Below are 21842 nucleotides of genomic sequence, written 5' to 3' on the forward strand. Positions count from 1 at the left end.
GACCGTAAATCAGAGCGTCGGCAGGGTGCCTGCTGGATCCAAGCGCTGTTTCAGCTTTCGCAACTCGGGCAACCAGGAACCGAACGCCGCCTCCAACTCCTTGTGATGAAAGGGCAGATGGTCATGAAACTGCGCCAGATGCACACCAGGGCAGACCGACTGAAGTACCTGCCAGACCTCCTCCAACCAAGAAAGGCTGCGTCTCTGGCCCGGAGCATCTCCCGGAGTCCAGGCGGCGGTGATCCAGGGCTTCCACTCGGCAGTGCGATGCACGAACGAGCTGGCCTCCGCGGCAACCTGTTGCGTTGCCGCCCCCAGCTGCTGACAGGCCAGGCTGCAGAAGGGATGAGGACGATGCTGCAGCAAACGGCATAAATCCGGCATCACGACCCCCCAGAGCTCAGCAGCTGCCGGCCCCAGCAAGCCAACCACGTCCGTGTGAGATCGCGAAGGCATCGGAGCCGATCCCCGCAATGGTGGGAGCTGGTGCAACCCTTCGATCTTCTGCGCACCGACCCAGGGGGCATCGGCAATCCGGAGCAACTGCACCGCGTCAGCCCTCTCCCAATGCCACTGCAGGCTGGTGCTGGCGTTTGACGCTTCCGCCTGGAGCATGAGCTCAGGCAGTTGATCCGGAGACACCACGCACTGCTCCACCCACAGCGGCAGGAGCGGCTGGGTGGCCATGCGCAGCGCGCTCACCACCCCCAGAAACGGGGCTGCACCGCAGAGGCCTCTCCACTCCAGCGAACCGGCATCGGCAGCCCGAGACAGGGCAAAGGGGCTGCCATCACCCCAGACCCCATGGATCTCGAGCACTTGATCCACAGCAAGCCCCACTTGCCGGCTCAGCGGTCCCATGCCACCCGTGAGCACATAGCCAAGCCCAGGCAGACCCGACAAACCAGCCGCCACGCTTCGGCCGTGGGGAAGCAAGGCCTCCAGCACGTCTCCCATGCGGCAGCCCGCTCCAATCCAGACCGACTGATCCGCGGGTTGCCACTCCACACGTTGGAAATGGGTTTGCAGATCCAGGGTCCAGTGGTCGGCCACGGCGGCCCGAGATGTGGTGCCCCCGCCACAGAGACGCAGCGGCCGGGGACCCGACCAGTTCTGAATCAACTCCGCCAACTCCGCTGGTCGAGGGGAGACCAGACCGGATCGCCTCGCATCAGCCGCCTGCGCATTGAAGAAAACGGGACGGTCTGAATCCATTGCGATGCGACCGATATCGTCAAACCATTGGAACAGCAGAGCGACCTTTTGGCCGAACAGCACGCGGAAACCGGCAACGAGCGTCTTGGCGTTCTGATCTGCGGCCACGGGAGTCGCAACCGACTGGCCGTTGAAGAGTTCGCCCAGATGGTGGACGCCCTGCGGCCTCGGCTGGCCCCGATGCCGGTGGAACACGGCTACCTGGAATTTGCCCGCCCCATCCTTCGGGATGGTCTTGAAGCGCTCCGCGAGAAAGGCGTCACCAAGGTGCTGGCCATTCCCGCCATGCTTTTCGCAGCGGGGCATGCCAAGAACGACATCCCCTCCGTTCTGAACACGTACACAGCCGAAACGGGGTTACCGATCGATTACGGCCGGGAGCTGGGGGTGGACCGGTTGATGGTGTCGGCCGCCGGAGCTCGCGTTCAGGAGTGCCTGGATGCGGCGAAGCACGACGTTCCCCTGGCCGAAACCCTGCTCGTGGTGGTGGGCCGAGGCTCCTCGGATCCAGACGCCAACTCCAACGTGGCCAAGGTGACCCGGCTGTTGGTGGAGGGATTTGGTTTCGGCTGGGGAGAAACGGTGTATTCGGGCGTGACCTTCCCCCTGGTGGAACCTGGCCTGCGTCACGCCGTGAAGCTGGGCTTCCGCCGGGTGGTGGTGGTGCCCTATTTCCTCTTTTCAGGGGTTCTGGTGAGCCGAATCCGCCAACACACCGAGCTGGTAGCTGCTGATCATCCCGAGGTGGAGTTTCTCTCTGCGGGCTATCTGGGCGACCACACCCTGGTGGTGGACACCTTCAAAGAACGGGTTGAGGAGGTGCTGCGGGGAGACACCGCCATGAACTGCTCACTCTGCAAGTACCGCGCCCAGGTGCTGGGCTTCGAACAGGACGTGGGACGTGCCCAGGAAAGCCATCACCACCACGTGGAAGGCCTTGCGGAAAGCTGCACGCTCTGCGAACTGGAGTGCACGGGTGCCTGCCAACCCGACGGCATCCCGATTGGCCATGACCACAGTCACCCTTCAGACCACAGCCATGACCACCATCACCCCCCTTATCCCCATGCCGACCATCCACTGGGGCCTACCACGTTGAAACGCAATACCGGGATCTCTAAAGATTGACTCCGTGGATCCAAAGAGAACCTGCAGCTGGCTTGTCACCAATGACACGGTTCTCGAAAGCGACAGCAGCGACGAAGTAAAGATCAGGTTTTCTTATCAAAATTGCTTCGCCAGGGTTCACCCTCTTTTTCCACACAAAAAAACGTCGTTTTCCACAGGCTGAAGTTGGCTCGCCGGCTGTGACGGTCAACCTGTGAATTTCCGAGGGAATCGCACCACCGGGTTGACAGACCGTCTATTCGGCCTAGAGCAACCGCGCATCGTCACTTCCCGTAATCCCAAACCCAGTCACAGACTGCCGTCTCATCTCGTCTCAGCCGCAATTCAACAAATGGCGACGGCTTTGACGCAAGCGCCGGTTGTGTGGCTTTCTTGGTGAGCGTTGGACAGGGGCAAGCTGGACCGAATGGATCGAAATCACCTCGAGCGATGCCATGAGATGTGGACCACGGAGCACGGCTCTGCTTCAAAAGCCAGTTACGTGAGCCTTGAGACGGAAATTCCCGAGGTGCTCTATCGAGGCATGAAGGATTTCATCGGGGAGCACCCCACCTGGGACCAATACCGCGTGATGAGCTCTGCTCTTGCCCACTTCCTGTTTCAGAACGGCTGTGACGACCGCGCCGTGACCGAGCGCTATCTCGACGATCTGTTCATCCGCCCCGACCACTGAGGGCCAGCAGGCAGGCACGACGGCTCAAGGCCATCATCGTGAGCGTTGGGCTCTGCCAGGCCGACGTCGGCCAACAGGCGCCATCCACCACAAGAACGTTGGGCGCACGCCAAAGACGGTTGGACGAATCAACGACGCTGCTGGTCTCGCTTCCCCCCATCGCAGCCCCTCCCACCTCATGGATGTAATACCCCGGGGGGGCTGCACCTTCAGACAGAGCGACAGCACCCTCCAGGAAAGGTTCAACCAAGGGGAGGTGAAAGAGGTCTTTGATCGATTTGGCATCGCCTCCGGCGGCGGCGATGCAGGCCTGGATCGAGGTGCGCATGTGCCTCACCATGGCCAGTTCATTGCTGCTCCAACGGCAGGCAATCGAGGGGACACGCACACCCCAGCGATCCGTGCGCTCACTCAGGGTCACCCTGTTGTCAGCCCTGGGAAGAACTTCGCCGTGACCAATCAGGAACCCGGTGATGCTTGAAGGGCAACGCCGTAACCATCGCGGCGGATCAAACCGTCCAATGCCACCCCAGAGGCCATAGCCGCCCTGAAAATCAGCCGATGGCAGGTGTCGGCCAAACGGAACGAAAAAACTTCCAGCGCCCGTGAGCATGGGCTGTTCCCCCTGAACAGGCTCGGGGAAGGCAAAAAACTGCGATGTGGAGACATGGTCCATCAAGCGTGTGCCCAGTCGTCCTGAAGGGTCGTCCAAACCGTTGCTCTGTTCGCCACGACGGGAGCGCAACAGGATGGAGACGGTCTGAATCGTGGAAGCGGCCAAGACAACGAGATCCGCCTTCAACTCCCTGCGGTTGCCATTGGATTGGTCAACGGCAACCACTCCAATGGCTTTAGCTCCACTTGCGTCCATCAGGAGATGCTCCACCAGATGCGCAGAGAGCAGCTGGGTGCGTCCTGTGGCCATGGCGCGAGGAAGGCTGCTGCCGCGACTGCTGGAGCGGGGCCAGGCGGGATCTTCTCCCTGCGGCGCCGGACCAAACCCCCTCGAGGGGATCACGGGATAGCCCAACCGTTGCTGCACAGCTTCGGCAAAACGCTTTTCCGCCGGCGTCGCTGCCAGAGCCGGTTGCGTTTCACCGTCCGGCAGATGCTGCAAACCATCGCGCCCACCATGAACGCCCAGCCAGCGCTCCAGTTCGGCGTAGTGCGGTGTCAGTTCACCGCTGCGCAAGGGCCAACGGACCTGTTCACCCTCCACATCCACACCGGCCAGATCCTCATCCGAGAGACGCAGAGTGATGCCACCCCAGATGAGGCTGCGGCCGCCAACCTGCAGGCCTCGCGTCCACAGAAACGGCTGATCCGCCGGGTGTTCATAGGGATGCAGATGCTCGTCGGCATACAGACGAGGGTTGGCTTTCCAGTAGCCGGGATGCTGGGACTGCTGGCGATGGCTGCCGCTGGTCAGGCCCACGATCCGACGCAGCAGATTTCCCGGTTCAGCCCCGAAGGCTTGCGTGCTGTTGAGGTCAGGTCCTGCCTCCACCACAAGCACCCGCGCTCCTTCTTCAGCCAGGGTCATGGCAGCCACGCCGCCACTCGCTCCCGAGCCAACAACAATGGCGTCCCAGGGGCCATCGCAGTTCATGGAGCGACTGCTCATGGGGGTACGACAGACAAAAAAAATCTCCCGAAAGGGAGATTGTTGATTCAATCAGATTTGGTGGCGGGGGGGAGATTTGAACTCCCGACCTTCGGGTTATGAGCCCGACGAGCTACCAGACTGCTCTACCCCGCGGCGACCCAAAAATCATACATGTCGGTGTCGCAGGTGACAGCAAAGTCAGGACTGCAAGGCACCGGACACGCTGAGCTTGACGCTCGAGTTCACGACCAGCACCTGCTCATCAAGCTCGTCTAGCCCCATGGGTGTGAGCCACTCGAGTTGACGCAACAGATGCAGTGCAACCGCTTGCTTGGCACGACGGGAGCCGTCTTCCACCTTGATGGCTACTCCAAGACCTTCACCCACGCGGCTGAGGCATTGAATGCCCTCTGCACCGCCCTTGCTCAAGACCTGACCGTGGCTGCGCCGCATCAGCTCGGTGTCGAAACGACCCTCACCAGCCACAAGGTCGGGGTGACTCAGCATCGCCCGACTGATCTGCTCGAGTTCGGCATGTTGTGAGGCACCGAGGTGGGCATAGAGCAAGGCCATCTGAGCCAACTGCAACACCAGGGTGGGAGCGCCACAGTCATCCCGCTCGGCAACCAATTCCTCAGCAGGCAAGCCGATCAGTTCAGCGACCCTGCGGTTCACTTCGACCTGGAGAGGGTGGTCCTGCTGGAGATAGGTCTCGATCGGCCAGCCCATCTTTCGGCTTGTGGCCAGGAAGGCAGCGTGCTTGCCGGAACAGTTGTGCTGAAGAGGACTATCAGCCCCACTCGGCACAGGGCATTGAAGTGAAGCGCTGTCCAACTCCGCTTTCCAGAGCAACCGGAAGGCTTCCCGGGCGTGGGCATTGGTGCCCGCATGGGACGCGCAGCTGATGGCGATGCCCCTTTCATCAACATCCAGTTGGTCGGCGGTTCCACTGCTGAGAAACGGCAGGGCCTGAAAGGGCTTCAGAGCCGAACGAATGAAACTTTCCAAGCCGGGGTTTCCTGCCGACATCAACACCCGTCCTCGGCCATCACAAACCACGGCATGAACGCGATGCACCGATTCCGTGATCGATCCGCGCCTCAAAAAGACCTCGAGGGGGGCTGTCCCGGTCCGGGCTGCAGGGCTGAAGCCCGAGGGCAAAGTCATCGGAACCCCGATTGGTTCAGAGAGCCTGACAGAGACTGGCACCGGCCAGCATCAAACCCGCTGAGGTGGCCATGGCCCGTCCCAGACGACCCAGGATCGGACGAACCTCATGCCGGGCCACCAGCAGGTCGCGTTCCCGCCAGGACAGAGGCTTTTCCCAGGTCTGCCCGTCGTACCAGCCGGATTCCTCGTAGTCGACGGACTCACGGAGAAGCCGCTGCATGACGTAGGTCCAGCCCAGCCATTGCCGCACCAGCAACAGCAGGGGAAGCACAAGAGCGGCCACAGCGGCTGCAGCCAGGAGCCGGGGCGGATCCTGCTTCAGGGTCCAACTACCACTGGCGATCAGGCTGCACACCGGCAACATCAGTAGCCAGAAGCCTGCAAGGCGTTGGCTCAGGCGAGGTTCCTGACCCGCTGGCCAAGAGAAGAACCATGACTCGCAGAGTTGTTGAAACTCCTCAAGAGGCCGCTGCTCCGGCGGAACGGGGCAGGACACCGCTTCTGGCATGGATCAAGCGGCTACTTCACCGACGGTAAGAAGGTTCGGCTTTCGCCGTGACTCCAGAACGCCTCAAGGTCGTAGTAGCCGCGCTCATCAGGCATCAGCACGTGAACGATCACATCGCCGTAATCAAGAAGCGCCCAGCGCCCCTCATTCAGCCCTTCCTTGCGCAAGGGGAGCAGGTCTGCCTCAGTTTCCAGGCGGTCTTCAACCGACCGGGCAATGGCACGCACCTGAACGTCGGACTGACCGCCTGCGATCACCATCCAATCCGCCAGACTGGACACCTCATCCACACGAATCAGACGGATGTCGGTGGCCTTGCGGTCATCGCAGGCATCGGCCACAAGTTCAGCAAGCTTTTCGCTATCCATAAACGTTCTCGCTGGTAACGGAGCTGCGTGAGCCCTCCTGTTGGGCCATTTCAGCTCTGGCCTTACTGGCACTCTTGCGCAGCGCCTCAAGCCGGTCTTCGTAGTAGCTGCGGCGGCGCTTCTTGCGGGTCTTTTCGACCAGCTCCTTCAACGCGCCCCCAAGACTGCGATAGGCATTCGGCACGCTGTAACCAAATCGGCAGGCCAGATCGATCGCGCGCTCGTCTGCACTGATGGCGTCCTGCAGGCGTTTTTCGGAATTGTTCTTCAGATAAAGCCGATACCCCGCAAAACCGGACAGGCCCAGGGCCATCAACAGCAGCAGGCCGTCCTGAACCCACAATTCACCGATGGCACCGCCGAGACCGATGGCCAGAGCAGCCATCTCCCAACCGTCCCGGGGAATCGTGTCGTTCTGGATCCGACCAACTTCATGCCAGAACAGCAAATTGCGGTGATCCAACGCCAGGGCATCCCATTCCTCGAGATCCACCTGGATCTCCACTTCATCCCGGCCGATTTCCTCAAGGGTGATCAATGGAGGATCGACTGCAGCAGCTGATTCCACAAACACCCAGCTCTGCATTTCCGGTGGCAGCAGCCCCTTCAGGCGCTGGAGCTCACTCATTGCAACTTTGGTGCTGATCTCCCTTCACCGTAGCGAGGCCAAGTCCCCCAGTTGGGGCGAGGCCGCGTGAGAGGCTTGATCTGTTTGGCCAAGGACGATTTCCCATGCCGAGGCGGTCTGATCTGCGTCGCATTCTCCTGCTGGGATCTGGTCCGATCGTGATCGGCCAGGCCTGTGAGTTCGATTACTCCGGAACCCAGGCCTGCAAGGCCCTCAGAGCCGAGGGATATGAAGTCATCCTGATCAACTCCAATCCGGCGTCGATCATGACCGACCCGGAAATGGCCGATCGCACCTACATCGAGCCGCTCACGCCGGACGTGGTGACACGGGTGATCGAGCAGGAGCGCCCGGATGCTCTGCTGCCGACCATGGGGGGGCAGACCGCCCTCAACCTGGCGGTCACCCTGGCGGAAAACGGCACCCTCGATCGCTTTGGCGTTGAGTTGATCGGTGCCGATCTCAAAGCGATCCAGAAGGCGGAAGACCGTCTGCTGTTCAAGCAGGCCATGGAGCGCATCGGGGTGAAGGTCTGCCCTTCGGGCATCGCCTCATCTCAAGAAGAAGCTGAAGCCGTCGGGGCCGCGATCGGAAGCTTCCCCCGGATCATCCGGCCCGCCTTCACGCTGGGGGGAAGTGGCGGGGGCATTGCCTACAACCCCGAGGAATACGCAGCAATCTGCAAGAGCGGGCTTGAAGCGAGTCCGGTGTCTCAGATTCTGATCGAGCAATCGCTTCTGGGCTGGAAGGAATTCGAGCTTGAGGTGATGCGTGATCTGGCGGACAACGTCGTGATCGTCTGCAGCATCGAAAACCTCGACCCCATGGGGGTCCACACCGGGGATTCGATCACGGTGGCTCCAGCCCAGACCCTCACGGACCGGGAATACCAACGGTTGCGGGACCAATCGATCGCCATCATTCGGGAGATCGGTGTCGCGACGGGCGGCAGCAACATCCAGTTCGCGATCAATCCCGACAACGGCGACGTTGTGGTGATCGAGATGAATCCCAGGGTGAGCCGGTCGTCGGCCTTGGCCAGCAAGGCCACCGGCTTCCCGATCGCCAAGATCGCCGCTCGCCTCGCCGTCGGTTACACCCTCGACGAAATCCTCAACGACATCACCGGCAAGACGCCTGCCTGCTTCGAACCGACGATCGATTACGTCGTCACCAAAATTCCACGCTTCGCCTTCGAAAAATTCCGAGGCAGTCCGGCGGTGCTCACCACCTCAATGAAATCGGTGGGCGAAGCGATGGCCATCGGCCGTTGTTTCGAAGAGTCGTTCCAGAAAGCCATGCGTTCCCTGGAAACCGGATTCTCGGGCTGGGGAGGCGACCGGGAGGAACCGGAGCTCACGGATGCTGAGCTGGATCGTCAGCTGAGGACCCCCTCTCCGGAGCGCATCCTCAGCGTTCGAACGGCGATGGTGCGCGGACGCAGCGATGAGGAGATTCAACGGATCAGCAGGATTGACCCCTGGTTCCTGGCCAAACTGCGGCGGATCATTGAGGCGGAGGCAAGGCTGATCAAGGGCAAAAGCCTGGATCAGCTGGATGCCGACAGCTTGTTTGAGGCCAAGCAGCTGGGTTTTTCAGACCGACAGATCGCCTGGCACACCAAAAGCGACGAATTGTTGGTGCGTCAGCGGCGCCATCAGCTCGATGTTCGCGCCGTCTTCAAAACCGTCGACACCTGCGCAGCGGAGTTCGCTTCCTCCACTCCTTATCACTACTCGACCTACGAGCGTCCCTTGCAGACCCTGCAAGCCGACGGATCCCTAAAGCCCCTTCCCGCCTCGTCCGAAGTGAGTCGTCGTGAGGACGGCCGCAAGATGATGATCCTCGGCGGTGGACCCAACCGAATCGGGCAGGGCATCGAATTCGACTACTGCTGCTGCCATGCCTCCTTTGCAGGGCAGGATCAAGGGATCACCACGGTGATGGTGAACAGCAATCCAGAAACGGTGTCCACCGATTACGACACCAGCGACAGCCTCTACTTCGAACCGCTCACCCTGGAGGACGTTCTCAATGTGATCGAAGCGGAGCGTCCCGATGGCGTGGTGGTCCAATTCGGTGGACAAACGCCTCTGAAACTCGCCATTCCTCTGCTGCGCTGGCTGGACAGCGATGAGGGGCGCGCCACGGGCACCAGCATCTGGGGCACCTCCCCTGAATCGATCGACCGGGCCGAGGACCGCGAGCAGTTCGAAGCCATCCTCCGCGATCTGAATATCCGCCAACCCCGCAACGGCTTGGCACGCAGCGAAGAGGAAGCACGGGCCGTGGCCACACGAGTGGGCTACCCGGTCGTCGTGCGTCCCTCTTACGTCCTGGGCGGACGGGCCATGGAAGTGGTGTTCGACGAAGAGGAACTCAACCGCTACATGCACGAAGCCGTGCAAGTGGAGCCCGACCATCCGGTGCTGATTGACCAGTACCTCGAAAACGCTGTTGAGGTGGACGTGGACGCCCTCTGCGATCACACCGGTGCTGTGATCGTGGGTGGTCTGATGGAGCACATCGAACCGGCGGGAATCCATTCCGGCGATTCAGCCTGCTGCTTGCCTTCGGTTTCCCTCGGCGAGGCGGCACTGAACACGATTCGTGAGTGGAGTCGCTCCCTGGCGCAAACGCTCGAGGTGCGGGGTCTGATCAACCTCCAGTTCGCTGTACAGCGCAACACCGATGGTTCGGAAGTCGTATACATCATCGAAGCCAACCCCCGCGCCTCCAGGACGGTCCCCTTCGTTGCCAAGGCCACAGGTCAACCCCTTGCTCGCCTGGCAACCCGACTGATGGCGGGCGAAACCCTGGCCGACATCGGGATGACCAGCGAGCCGAAGCCGCCGCTTCAGTCGATCAAGGAAGCGGTGCTGCCGTTCCGGCGCTTCCCGGGGGCCGACACGGTGCTGGGGCCGGAAATGCGATCCACGGGAGAGGTGATGGGATCCGCCGACAGTTTCGGCATGGCCTATGCCAAGGCTGAGCTCGGCGCTGGAGAAGCGCTGCCCACCCAGGGGAAGGTGTTCCTCTCCACCCACGACCGCGACAAACAGGCGCTGGTGCCCATCGCCGCTCGGCTGATCGAACTCGGGTTCGATGTGACGGCCACATCAGGCACGGCTCAAGCGCTCGCCAACGCGGGATTGAAGGTGCAATCGGTGCTCAAGGTGCACGAGGGGCGCCCCAACATCGAGGATCAGATCCGCTCCAATCAGGTGCAGTTGGTGATCAACACACCGATTGGCCGCCAAGCCGCCCATGACGACAAGTATCTGCGTCGGGCAGCGCTCGATTACGCCGTTCCAACGGTGACGACCCTTGCGGGAGCACGGGCAGCGGTGGAGGCGATCTCAGCGCTCCAGCAACAGCCGAGGCTCAGCATCCATGCCCTGCAGGACGTGCACGCCATGCAGCGTTAGGCCACCGGTAGGGTTGCGGGAGCCACCTCAACGCTGTGACAGCCTCCGTTCCCGTCAAGCCTGGAAGCGACCTGCGTGATGACTTCCGTCGCGCCTACGAGAACCGCTACACCTGGGCGCCTGGATTCTCCGGCTATCGCGGCCGCTGCATCTGGCAACAGGCCGATCAACGGGTTGAGGGCACGTTTGAGATCGGTGCCGATCTCAAAGCCAAAGTGGACGGCATTGAAAACGAAGAGATCCTCAAGGCGGTGAATTCCCAGCTCTGGGAAGTCGCGATCCATCGCGTGCGTCGCAGCTTCGAGCAGACCCACGGTGAAAACACCTTCACCGCCGGTGACACCAACGAAGTGGGAACCGAAGTGCTCGTCGGCGGCAAGGGAGCCGGGGACAAATACCGCATCAAAGATGACGTGGTGACCATGGTTCATCGCCACATCCACGGCACCGTCGTGACGATCTACACCACCGATGTCACCGACACGGGTGCGGGCTACCTCAGCCACACCTACACCAGTCAGTACGCCGACCCGGCAACGGGAGAAGCCCGGGGCGGCCGCAGCAGCTTCCAAGACAGCTTCGCTGCTCTTCCTGGAGATGGCCCCTGGGTGCTGACCGAGCGGGTCGTGACCACCGAAGCCCATGGCGATACTCCCGCCGGAAGCCAGACCTTCCGTTTTGAAGATCTCGAATCGCTCTGAGTTGATTGCCGGTGCAAGCCGGTTATGAGACCATCCGCCCAAACCTGTTGAAAGGCATGGGCGGAGTCGAGTCGACCATTCAGGCCATCAATGGCCCGATCAACAGCATCGTCTGGGGATGGCCCACCGTCCTTTTGATTGCCGCGACGGGCATTCTTCTGATGGTGGGCCTGCGGTTCATGCCGCTGCAACGGCTGGGTTACGGCATCTCGATGATGCTGCGGCCGGCTGCATCACAAACGGAAGGGGAGATCACCCCCTTCCAAGCGCTGATGACCTCGTTGTCGGCCACGATCGGCACGGGAAACATCGCCGGTGTGGCGGGGGCCATCGCCGTTGGTGGACCTGGTGCCGTCTTTTGGATGTGGATCATCGCGATCTTCGGCATCGCAACCAAGTACGCCGAAGCGGTGCTCGCGGTTCAGTTCCGCGAAACCGATGGAGACGGAAACCACGTGGGTGGGCCGATGTACTACATCCGCAACGGACTCGGCAGCGGCTGGAGCTGGATGGCGGGCCTGTTTGCCCTCTTCGGAATGTTGGCGGGCTTCGGCATCGGCAATGGAGTGCAGGCCTTTGAGGTGTCGTCTGCCTTGAGCCTGATCGGCATCCCGAGGCTGGCGACCGGAGTCGTTTTGGCGGCCCTGGTTTTCGCTGTCGTGATCGGGGGCATCAAACGCATTGCCCAGGCGGCCTCCGCCATTGTTCCGTTGATGTCGATCCTCTACATCGCTGCATGCCTTCTGGTGTTGCTGGCCAATCTGAACAGCGTGCCTGAAGCATTCGCCACGATTTTCTCCAACGCCTTCTCCGGTCAAGCCGCAGCCGGTGGTGCCCTCGGTCAGGTGGTGCTGATGGGCTTCAAGCGGGGCATCTTCTCCAATGAAGCGGGCCTGGGCAGCGCTCCGATCGCCCATGCGGCTGCCAAAACCGATGATCCCGTTCGCCAGGGCACGGTGGCCATGCTGGGCACCTTCATCGACACCCTGATCATCTGCACGATGACTGCCCTGGTGATCATCACCACCAAAGCCAATCTGATCCTCGATGCAGCCGGCGACAAGCTCAGCGGCGCAGACCTCTCCATCGCGGCCTTCAACACCGGCATCGCCGGCAGCGGCGTGGTGGTCACCCTGGGATTGGTGGTCTTCGCCTTCACCACCATTCTCGGCTGGAGCTTCTACGGCGAACGTTGCACCACCTATCTCTTCGGTGATTCCGCCGTGCTGCCCTTCCGTCTGACTTGGGTGGCTGTGGTCGTGATTGGTGCTGTCGCCGGCGACCGCGGTGTGATCTGGTCGATTGCCGACACGCTCAATGGCCTGATGGCCCTCCCGAACCTGGTGGCCCTGATCCTGCTCTCCGGAACCGTGTTCAAACTCACCAAGGCCTACAGCTTCAGCGACTGAGCAGAACGACGAGCAATAAAAAGGGGGGCTTACAGCCCCCCTTTTTTGTTGGCAGTCAATCAACCCTGATCGGGCAACGGAGTCACGGACTTGAGCCTTTCATTGAGCTGAGTCGCCAAGCTCTGACGACCCACCGCCAGAACCTTGAGGGTGTCTTCGTGCATCCGCAGTTGAGCATCGGCAACCTGCATGCCACGCACAAGCTCCTTGAGCTCATCAGGAAGGGTGTTGAGGTCGTAGCGCTTGCCTTCAAAGGTCAAGACGGGGTTGTTGGCTGCGGAATCAGTCATCGTTCATCGCCGGGATGGCGGTGTACCGGCGGCCAGATCGTAGAGGGCTTCAGGACTTCTGCCGATCTCGAATGAACTGCCGTTCGCACAATTCGCGATAACGCCCACCACGCTGCATCAACTCGTCGTGGGTTCCTCGATCGACCACGGCTCCCTTTTCAAGAACCACAATGCGATCGGCCTCCTGCACCGTCGCCAGACGATGGGCGATCACCAACACGGTTCGCCCCTTCATCGCCTGCTTCAGTCCGAGTTGCACCGCCGCCTCGGCTTCAGCATCAAGGGCACTGGTGGCTTCATCCAGCAGCAACAGCGCTGGATTGCCAAGCACCGCCCGTGCAATGGCGATCCGCTGCAGTTGGCCACCGGAAACGTTGGTTCCCCGTTCCTCGAGCTGGGTGTCATACCCCTGGGGCAAGGCACGGATGAAATCATCCGCATTGGCCAACCGTGCCGCATCGCGCACCTCGTCGTCCGTCGCACGACGGCCGAACCGAATCGCTTCGGCAATGGTTCCGGAAAATACGGTGGTGCGCTGCGGGACCAGGGCCACCTGCTGACGCAGCTCGCGAGCGCGCATCAAGCTGATGTCGGTGCCGTCGAGACGGATCTCGCCCTGTTGCGCCGTGTTGAACCGCAGCAGAAGCGACAGCAGGGTGCTTTTACCCGCACCGGAGGGGCCAACGATGGCCAGCACCTGGCCCGCATCCACCCGCAGATTCAGCTGACGCAACACCGGCTGGGCTGGGTCATAGCCAAAGCTCACCTGATCAAAAACCAGATCACCCTGAAGTGCACCGATGGCTTGCGCATCAGTTGGATCCGCAGCCTCCTGGGGCTCTCGCTCGATCTCCCGCAGACGTCGCAGTGATGCCTGACCCTGCTGAAATTCGTTGAAGTTGTTGGTGACGTGGGCGATGGGATCGATCAGCACGATCAGCCCTGTCAGGTAGCTACTCAGCCCGGCAATACTCAGATCACCGCTCTGGATTCGCCAGGCTCCGAGGACCAGCACGGCAAACAGACCCACCACCTCGATGATGCCCACCACCGGATGCTGCAGCGCCACGAGGCTGTAGGTGCGGTGGCGGGCCTGCCGGTGCTGGTCGATTTCCGTCTCGAAACGGTCCTGCAGCCAGGGCTCGGCTGCAAAAGCACGCACCAGGGGCAAACCTTCGATGGCCTCACCCAGCAGACCGGCCAGTTCGCTCACCTTTTTCTGACTTCGTTCCGTGGCCGCCATCACGCGAGCACCAAACAGGCTGATCAGCCAGACGATCACCGGCGCCAGCAGCAGGATGGCCAGCGTCAGTTTCCAGTCGAGCCAGAGCATCATCCCCAGCACCGCAACGAGCTGAAGCACGCTGGGGACCGTGTCGTGAATGGTCTTGTACAGCACCTCGCTGACGCGATCGGCGTCTTCGGTGAAGCGGTAGGTGAGATCACCGGCCGAGAGCTTCTCCAGTGCCCCCAGCTCCACGGTCTGCAGCCGGCGGAACAGATCACGCCGTAAGTCCTGGCTCACCAGCAATGCAGGGCCGGCAAGAAGCGAGTCCTGACCGAACTGGGCGATCTTCTGAACAGCAAAGATCAGCAATGCCAGCCCGATCAGCTGAAGCACGCGAGCCAAATCACCCGACCCCAGCGCGGGAAACAACTCCCCGGCCAGCTGCACGAGCAGCGGAAAGCTGCCCACGTAAATCGCCATGCAGCAGCCCCCCCAGAGCAGTTCCCGCAGGTGGGGGCGAAGCAACGGCAGCAGCCGGCGAAAACCGGCCTGGGATGGGGTCAGCATCGCGGCACAGTATCAATGGTGAGCTCAAAACTCTGCCCAATGAAGCTGGATCAGTTCCTGAAATGGAAGGGTTGGGTCTCCACCGGCGGCGAAGCAAAGCAACGCATCCAGATGGGTGAAGTGGAGGTCAATGGAAGCGTTGAAACCCGGCGGGGACGTCAGCTTTCCCCGGGAGATCGGGTTGTGCTTGCTGGGGAGGAGTCCGTTGTCGGCAGCGAAAACGCGACCGGGCCGTAAGTTGGCTGCCACATTCCATGGGGAAGCAAGGCGTGCGCAGACCGGTGATCGCTGGCAACTGGAAGATGCACATGACTTGTGCCCAGTCGCGGGAGTTCATGGAAGCCTTCCTGCCACTGATTGCTGACACCCCGGATGACCGCGACCTGGTGCTGGCACCACCCTTCACGGCGCTGTCGACCATGGCGGAACTCAGCCAGAACTCCCGGGTCAGCCTTTCGAGCCAGAACGTGCACTGGGAAGGCCAGGGAGCCTTCACCGGGGAGATCTCCCCAGCCATGCTCAAGGAGCACGGGGTGACCCACACGATCGTGGGCCATAGCGAACCGCGGAAATACTTCAGTGAAAGTGACGAACAGATCAACCACCGGGCCCGCTCCTCACAGTCCAACGGTCTGATTCCGATCGTTTGCGTTGGCGAAAGCGATGAGCAGCGCGAGCGGGGCGAAGCTGAACGGGTGATCCGCCGTCAGATCGAGCAGGGCCTGGAGGGTCTCGATGCAGAGAAACTGGTGGTGGCCTACGAACCGATCTGGGCGATTGGCACAGGCAAGACCTGCGCAGCCGAAGAAGCCAACCGCATCTGTGGTCTGATCCGTAGCTGGGTGGGCTCCCCCGATCTGGTGATTCAGTACGGCGGCTCCGTAAAACCCAGCAACATTGATGAGTTGATGGGCATGAGCGATATCGACGGGGTGCTGGTGGGGGGTGCTTCCTTGGAGCCCGAAAGCTTTGGACGGATTGCCAACTACCAAGCGGCCTGATTCAGGCGGCTGGCCTCAGGGTTGGGGCCAACGCACAGCCGTGATGGGGGTGATCAACGTCACCCCGGATTCCTTCAGTGACGGAGGGAGATTTCTGGCGAGCGAACGGGCCCTTGCTGAAGCTCAACGGCAGCTGAGCCGTGGTGCGGACGTGTTGGATCTCGGGGCGCAAAGCACCCGACCCGGAGCGGAGGAGGTGGGCGCCGAAGAGGAGTTACGGCGTCTGTTACCAGCGCTGAAGAGCATCCGGCAGCGCTGCCCAGAGGCACTGATCTCCATCGACACGTTTCTGGCGCCGGTGGCCGCCAAGGCACTGGAAGCAGGGGCCAACTGGATCAATGATGTAAGCGGTGGCCGTCGGGATCCCGATCTGCTGAAGGTGGTCGCCGATGCAGGCTGTCCGGTGGTGCTGATGCACAGCCGCGGTGACAGCCAAACCATGGATCAGCTCACAACCTATGCCGATGTCGTGGCAGATGTGAAAGAAGCGTTGCTGGAGCGCAGTGAAGCTGCGATTCAAGCCGGCGTTGATGAAAGCCAAATCATCTGGGATCCGGGTCTCGGCTTCGCCAAGACCCACGAGCAGAACCTCCAGCTGCTGCGGGATCTGGAACAACTCACTGCAGGGCCGCGACCGGTGCTGATCGGCCCTTCACGCAAACGCTTCATCGGTGCCGTGCTGGATGAACCCAGACCCAAAGCGCGTCTCTGGGGAACAGCTGCGGTGGCCTGCCGCTGCGCCCAGGCGGGTGCTGCCGTGCTGCGGGTGCACGATGTGGGCCCCATCAGCCAGACGCTGCGAATGGCGGCTGCACTCTGGTGAGCTCCACGATCTTTGTTCAGATCGCGGCATACAGGGATCCAGATCTCCCCGCCACACTGCAGAACCTGATTCAGCGCGCAGCCCAGCCAAAGCGCCTGCGCTTCGGCATCTGCCTGCAACTGGCGACTGATGACCCGCCCCACTGGGGAACAAGCGCATTTCCGGATCATCCACACCTGAAGTGCATCAGGTTCGATGCAGCGGAAAGCCGCGGGGCCTGCTGGGCCCGACGACAGGCTCAGGGTGTTTACGGCGGAGAAGACTTTCTGCTGCAAATCGACAGCCACATGAGGGCCGTGGAGCACTGGGATGACCTGTTGCTGACGACCTGGAGGGAATGCAGCGATAAGCGCGCCGTTCTCAGTGTTTACCCGAACGGCTTTCAACAGCCGTGCCGTTTGGAGACATCAACCCTGCCTGTGATGGCAGCCGCCGGTTTCGATTCCTACGGCATTCTCAAACTGCGAGGCATCAGCCGATTCCAACTTCCAGAAGAACAACCTGATCGCCCCATCCCCGGTGCATTTATCGCCGGAGGATTCCTGTTCGGCCCGGGCTCAATCGTGAGCGACGTGCCCTACGACCCCGATCTCTACTTCTATGGAGAAGAGATTGCCATGTCGGCACGACTATGGACGTCAGGCTTCAACATCTACGCCCCAAATCGCCTACTGCTGTTTCATCTCTACAAGACCGAACATACCGATCAAGAGCATGCAGCCACCCATTGGGGCGATCACAGCAATTGGCACCATTACAACCTTCACGCACTCAAACGTGTACACACACTGCTCGGCAGTCTCAACAACGCACCGGCATCAATCCGCTGCCTGAATGATGAGTTTGGCGAACTTAAACCCTTTGGATTAGGGAAAAAACGTAGCCTTCATATGTATCAACAATGGGCTGGAATTGATTTCAAAACGGCAGCGATCAGCCAGGCCGCTAGACATGCAGAATTCAAACCCATGAAAGCCTGAGTTGCCCATCATTCATCGCCAATAAAAAAGCCAGAGTCCGGCAGGGACTCTGGTTTTGATGTTCAACACTTGGTCGACGATCAGTCGGTGACAACACCCTCAATCCGATCCTCAACTTCCTGGTACAGCTCCTGAAGCTGCTCGATGTTTTCATCCGAGGTCTCCCAGTATCCGCGGCCATGCACCTCGAGCAGGGTGCCCACGATCTGACGGAAGCTGTTGGGGTTGAGTTCCAGCAGACGCTTGCGCATCTCAGGATCGTTGATGAAGGTTTCGTTGGCTTCTTCGTAGACGAAGTTGTCAACGGCACCGCTGGTGGCACTCCAACCCAAGGTGAAGTTGAGGCGCTTGGCCACCTCACGCACACCCTCGTAGCCGGAGTCGAGCATGCCTTCGTACCACTTGGGATTCAGCAGCTTGGTGCGTGAATCCAGGCGGATGGTTTCACTCAGCGAACGCACCTGCGCGTTGGCCGTTGTGGTGTCGGCGATGTAGCTGGTGGGAGCTTTGCCGTCATCACGAAGGCCAGCGATCAACTTGGTGGGATCGGAGTCGAAGTAGTGGCTCACATCGGTAAGGGAGATCTCAGCCGAATCGAGGTTCTGGAAGGTGACATCCGCGGTCTTCATCACGTTCTCGAACACCTCCCGCTTCTGATTCATCTCACCGGGGTTGTCGGCATTGAAGGCGAAGGTCTTGCGGGAGAGGTACATCTCCTGAAGCTCACCTTCCTCCTCCCAGGTGCTGTTCTCCACTGCGAGGTTCACGTTGGAGCTGTAGCTGCCGCTGGCATTGGAGAACACCCTGCAGGCCGCATCACGCAGGCTCGTGCCTTCTTTCTCCGCCTGCTCGAGGGCGTGCTTACGAACGAAGTTCTGCTCCAGAGGCTCGTCGGCCTCGGCAGCCATCTTCACGGCCTGATCGATCAGAGCCATCTGGTTGATGAACAGATCGCGGAACACACCGGAGCAGTTCACCACCACATCAACGCGGGGGCGGCCGAGTTCTTCCAGGGGAATCAACTCAAGCTTGTTGACCCGACCCACGGAGTCCGGCATCGGCTTGACGCCAACGAACCAGAGGATCTGAGCTAGGGATTCGCCGTAGGTCTTGATGTTGTCGGTTCCCCAGAGCACGCAGGCGATGGTTTCGGGCCAGGTGCCCTGCTCCTCGCGCTGACGCTCAATCAACTTGTCGACAACACTCTTGGCTGCAGCCACCGCGGCACGGGTGGGGATCGCCTGCGGGTCGAGGGCGTGGATGTTCTTGCCGCTGGGCAGCACACCAGGATTCCGGATCGGATCACCACCGGGGCCCGGAAGGATGTATTCACCATCGAGAGCCTTCAGCAGACTCTCCATCTCCATGTCGGCACACACCTGCTCAAGGCAGAAGCGCAGATATGCAAAGAGCTTGTCGAGCTCGGTTGCATCGATCTGCACGAAGCCAGCACTGCAGCAGGCCCGCAACCAAGGCGAGGGAAGCTTGAAGCCGAACTTGGCCAGCAGGTCGTAGAACCAAGCGAAGCTGTTGCGCAGGCTGACGCGACCATCACGGCCGGTGAGCGTGCGAACCATGGCACCAATGGCAGCGCGGGATGTCTCCGTGATCGTGCGGTTGAGCTCTACATCAGCGAGAACGCCCTCGTCGTTGCCTTTGTAGATGTCTTCGATCGAGCGGCCCATCGCCTCAGCCAGCAGGCCGGGGAGTGAGCGCAGCCCATCCTCCTCACGCTCAAGAGCAGCGATGTTTACCAAGGTGGCAACGGCTTCCTCTGCGGTGGGAGGCTTGCCAATGGTGTGAAGGCCACAGGGAAGGAGACGGCTTTCGATCTCCATCAACTGGCGGTAAACGGCTCCCACCAGAGCATCACGACCCTCCAGGTCGAGGGTCGAGGCATCTTCCTCAGGAAGGTCAACGTCCTTATCGAGGTTGCACTGGCGTGCCGTCTCAATAATTGTGTTGACGATCTGAATCCCGCGGCCACCCTCACGCAGCTGCTGGTAGGAGCCCACCAGCTCACCCAGTTCCTTCAGGCCCTTGTAAAGGCCAGCATTTTCGGCCGGAGGGGTGAGGTAGCTGATGGTGGATGCATAACCCCGCCGCTTGGCGATGGTGGCCTCGGAGGGGTTGTTGGCGGCGTAGTAGTAGAGATTGGGCAGCGCACCGATCAGTGAATCGGGGTAGCAGGTTTCGCTCATGCCCATCTGCTTGCCGGGCATGAACTCGAGGGAGCCGTGGGTGCCGAAGTGGAGCACCGCATCAGCCTTCCAGATCTTCTGGAGATAGGTGTAGTAGGCGGCGAAGCCGTGGTGGGGGCTGGCGCTGCGGGAATAGAGCAGGCGCATCGGATCACCCTCGTAGCCGAAGGTGGGCTGAACGCCAACGAAAACGTTGCCGAAGTGGCGACCGAAAACCAGCAGGTTCTGGCCATCGCTGTTGAGGTTGCCGGGGGGCTTGCCCCAGTTCTCTTCAAGCCGTTCGGAGTAGGGCGTCAGACGCTCGTACTCTTCAACGCTCATGCGGTGGGCGATCGACAGCTCCGGAGAGCCCTGCATGGCATCGGCGTCATTGATGACGGCCTCCAACAGCTCTCGGGGCGTGGAAGGCAGGTCCTGCACGTCGTAGCCCTTCGCCTTCATCTCCTGCATCACCCGATGGATGGAGCCGAAGACGTCGAGGTAAGCCGCCGTACCGACATTGCCCTTGTCGGGAGGGAAGCTGAACACGGTGATCGCCAGCTTCTTATCGTTGCGGGGCTTGATCCGCAGCGAAGACCAGCGGATGGCCCGTTCAGCAATGGCATCAACCCGGTCTTGAAGGGTGTGCGCCTTGCCGGTGGCATCGTCGCGACCCGAAAGAACGATGGGCTCAATAGCGCCATCCAGTTCCGGAATGGCGATCTGCAGGGCCACCTGCACTGGGTGCAGACCAAGGTCGCTCTGTTCCCATTCCTGGGTGGTCTGGAAGACGAGGGGAAGCGCCACCATGTAAGGACGGTTGAGCTTCTTCAGCGACTCAATCGCCTTGGGGTGGTCCTGGCGGGCCGGACCTCCGACCAGTGCAAAACCGGTGAGGGAGACGATGCCGTCCACCAGGGGCTGCTCGGGATTCAGCGGGTCATAAAAGAAAGCATTGACCGGCTTGGAGAAGTCGAGACCGCCGCAGAAGATCGGAATCACGCGAGCGCCACGGAACTCCAGCTCCTGAATGGTGGCCACGTAATGGGCATCGTCACCGGTGACGATGTGGCTGCGCTGCAGCACCAAACCGATCACCGGCCCTTTGCGGGCTTCCTCAGAAAGGTCGGTGCGGCTGGAGGTCCAGTTCAGATATTCCTTGAGGTCCTCGAACATCGAGGGAGCCAGGGGGTGCCAGATGCCGAGGTCGGGGAACACTTCGGGCTCCGCCACCTCCATTGCCGGGCGTTCCTCGCCTTCTGCAGCTGGGAAGACGTATTTGTCCGCCAGCATCAACAGGAAGTTGCGCAGGTTGTCGGGGGTACCGCCCAGCCAGTACTGGAAGCTGAGCATGAAGCTGCGGGCATCCTGCGCCTTCTCAACCGGCAGGTACTTGAGAACGGTGGGCAGCGTGTTCAGCAGCTTGAGCATCGCGTCCTGGAAGCCAGCACCTCCGGCTTCCTTCCGCTTCTTCATGAAGCCTGCGATGGCGCTCTTGCTCTGACCGAGCTGGGCCATGGAGAAGCTGCCCAGCTTGTTGAGACGCATCACCTCCGGCATGGACGGGAAGACCACAGCCGCCTTGAGTCGGTCGCGGTGGGGGGCAACGGCGTCCACAACCTTCTGCGCAAGATCCTCGATGAAGATCAAGGAGGCCACAAAGACATCAGCCTCAGCCACGTCGGCGCAGAAGCCGGCGTAGTTGTCGTCGTCGCGGAGTTCTTCGATCAGATAGCCGCTCAGCTCGATTCCGAGATCGCCACCGGAGGCATTGAGAGCCGTCGCTGCCTGGGTGAGGGCGTTTTGGTACTGGGGCTCCAGCACCACATAAACCGCCTTCATGACGGACTTGTGGTTCTGGCCCTCCACAGGAGCAACGCGGCGATCGGCGGAGCGGACCTGTGTGAACATCAGCGCGCTTTGAGCAATGTGAAGAACC

The 21842-nt window shown here is 61.1% G+C and carries 18 protein-coding genes and 1 tRNA gene; 9 read left to right on the forward strand and 10 right to left on the reverse strand.

Going from position 1 to position 21842, the window contains the following annotated elements; genetic code table 11:
* Positions 1 to 9: 9 nt before the first annotated feature.
* Positions 10 to 1323 (reverse strand): FAD-binding oxidoreductase, encoded by a 1314-nt coding sequence (locus DXY33_RS05315; RefSeq protein ID WP_244275879.1) that lies wholly within the window; start codon positions 1321 to 1323, stop codon positions 10 to 12.
* Here DXY33_RS05315 and DXY33_RS05320 point away from each other — a divergent pair.
* Both DXY33_RS05320 and DXY33_RS05325 read left to right on the forward strand, forming a co-directional pair.
* The gene (locus DXY33_RS05320; RefSeq protein WP_115132245.1) at positions 1264 to 2343 is read left to right on the forward strand and encodes a sirohydrochlorin chelatase; all 1080 of its coding nucleotides are present in this window, start codon (positions 1264 to 1266) and stop codon (positions 2341 to 2343) included. The genes DXY33_RS05315 and DXY33_RS05320 overlap by 60 nt on opposite strands.
* Before the next feature lie 406 nt (positions 2344 to 2749).
* Positions 2750 to 3016 carry a DUF2811 domain-containing protein gene (locus tag DXY33_RS05325; protein WP_115132047.1) on the forward strand — a complete coding sequence of 89 codons (267 nt, stop codon included), beginning with the start codon at positions 2750 to 2752 and terminating at the stop codon, positions 3014 to 3016.
* Here DXY33_RS05325 and DXY33_RS05330 read toward each other — a convergent pair.
* The 6 genes from DXY33_RS05330 to DXY33_RS05355 all read right to left on the reverse strand — a co-directional run bounded on the left by DXY33_RS05330 (position 2997) and on the right by DXY33_RS05355 (position 7296).
* The gene (locus DXY33_RS05330) at positions 2997 to 4640 is read right to left on the reverse strand and encodes a GMC oxidoreductase (RefSeq protein WP_115132048.1); all 1644 of its coding nucleotides are present in this window, start codon (positions 4638 to 4640) and stop codon (positions 2997 to 2999) included. The genes DXY33_RS05325 and DXY33_RS05330 overlap by 20 nt on opposite strands.
* 58 nt (positions 4641 to 4698) lie before the next feature.
* Positions 4699 to 4775 (reverse strand) — tRNA-Met (locus DXY33_RS05335).
* Positions 4776 to 4820: 45 nt separating this feature from the next.
* A complete protein-coding gene (locus tag DXY33_RS05340) occupies positions 4821 to 5789 on the reverse strand; it encodes an asparaginase (protein WP_115132049.1) in 969 nt (322 codons plus the stop codon).
* Positions 5790 to 5805: 16 nt separating this feature from the next.
* Positions 5806 to 6300, reverse strand: coding sequence for a CGLD27 family protein (locus DXY33_RS05345; RefSeq protein WP_115010212.1), 495 nt, complete (start codon positions 6298 to 6300; stop codon positions 5806 to 5808).
* A gap of 11 nt (positions 6301 to 6311) precedes the next feature.
* A complete protein-coding gene (rsfS, locus tag DXY33_RS05350; RefSeq protein ID WP_038554011.1) occupies positions 6312 to 6668 on the reverse strand; it encodes a ribosome silencing factor in 357 nt (118 codons plus the stop codon).
* On the reverse strand, positions 6661 to 7296 hold the full coding sequence (locus DXY33_RS05355) for a DUF3318 domain-containing protein (protein ID WP_115132050.1): 636 nt from the start codon (positions 7294 to 7296) through the stop codon (positions 6661 to 6663). Before DXY33_RS05355 ends, rsfS begins: the two co-directional genes overlap by 8 nt.
* Before the next feature lie 104 nt (positions 7297 to 7400).
* On the opposite strand from DXY33_RS05355, the gene carB reads away from it, so the two are divergent.
* The 3 genes from carB to DXY33_RS05370 are packed head-to-tail and all read left to right on the forward strand — an operon-like array spanning position 7401 to position 12834.
* Positions 7401 to 10724, forward strand: coding sequence for a carbamoyl-phosphate synthase large subunit (gene carB, locus DXY33_RS05360; RefSeq protein WP_115132051.1), 3324 nt, complete (start codon positions 7401 to 7403; stop codon positions 10722 to 10724).
* A gap of 35 nt (positions 10725 to 10759) precedes the next feature.
* Positions 10760 to 11425, forward strand: coding sequence for a DUF3386 domain-containing protein (locus DXY33_RS05365; RefSeq protein WP_115132052.1), 666 nt, complete (start codon positions 10760 to 10762; stop codon positions 11423 to 11425).
* Positions 11426 to 11481: 56 nt separating this feature from the next.
* The gene (locus tag DXY33_RS05370; protein ID WP_115132246.1) at positions 11482 to 12834 is read left to right on the forward strand and encodes a sodium:alanine symporter family protein; all 1353 of its coding nucleotides are present in this window, start codon (positions 11482 to 11484) and stop codon (positions 12832 to 12834) included.
* A 59-nt stretch (positions 12835 to 12893) separates the two neighbouring features.
* Here DXY33_RS05370 and DXY33_RS05375 read toward each other — a convergent pair whose 3' ends face one another.
* Together DXY33_RS05375 and DXY33_RS05380 are read right to left on the reverse strand one after the other, a co-directional pair.
* A complete protein-coding gene (locus DXY33_RS05375; protein WP_114987892.1) occupies positions 12894 to 13124 on the reverse strand; it encodes a DUF6447 family protein in 231 nt (76 codons plus the stop codon).
* Between the two features lie 49 nt (positions 13125 to 13173).
* Positions 13174 to 14919, reverse strand: a complete 1746-nt coding sequence (locus DXY33_RS05380; protein WP_115132053.1) for an ABC transporter ATP-binding protein — start codon at positions 14917 to 14919, stop codon at positions 13174 to 13176.
* Between the two features lie 39 nt (positions 14920 to 14958).
* Between DXY33_RS05380 and DXY33_RS05385 the strand changes: the two genes are divergently transcribed.
* From DXY33_RS05385 to DXY33_RS05400, 4 genes are read left to right on the forward strand one after another with little or no spacing between them, the layout of a single operon-like run.
* The gene (locus DXY33_RS05385; protein ID WP_006851620.1) at positions 14959 to 15156 is read left to right on the forward strand and encodes an RNA-binding S4 domain-containing protein; all 198 of its coding nucleotides are present in this window, start codon (positions 14959 to 14961) and stop codon (positions 15154 to 15156) included.
* Positions 15157 to 15188: 32 nt separating this feature from the next.
* Entirely contained in the window at positions 15189 to 15920 is a 732-nt protein-coding gene (gene tpiA, locus DXY33_RS05390) for a triose-phosphate isomerase (protein WP_115132247.1), read from the forward strand.
* Positions 15898 to 16743, forward strand: a complete 846-nt coding sequence (gene folP / locus DXY33_RS05395; protein ID WP_244275881.1) for a dihydropteroate synthase — start codon at positions 15898 to 15900, stop codon at positions 16741 to 16743. The genes tpiA and folP overlap by 23 nt, the downstream gene beginning before the upstream one ends.
* Positions 16740 to 17723, forward strand: coding sequence for a GlcNAc-transferase family protein (locus DXY33_RS05400; protein ID WP_115132055.1), 984 nt, complete (start codon positions 16740 to 16742; stop codon positions 17721 to 17723). The genes folP and DXY33_RS05400 overlap by 4 nt, the downstream gene beginning before the upstream one ends.
* Before the next feature lie 80 nt (positions 17724 to 17803).
* On the opposite strand, the gene DXY33_RS05405 is transcribed toward DXY33_RS05400, so the two are convergent.
* Positions 17804 to 21814, reverse strand: a complete 4011-nt coding sequence (locus tag DXY33_RS05405; RefSeq protein WP_115132056.1) for a magnesium chelatase subunit H — start codon at positions 21812 to 21814, stop codon at positions 17804 to 17806.
* Between the last annotated feature and the right edge of the window lie 28 nt (positions 21815 to 21842).

The organism is Synechococcus sp. N26, from assembly GCF_900473975.1.
GTDB lineage: Bacteria > Cyanobacteriota > Cyanobacteriia > PCC-6307 > Cyanobiaceae > Parasynechococcus.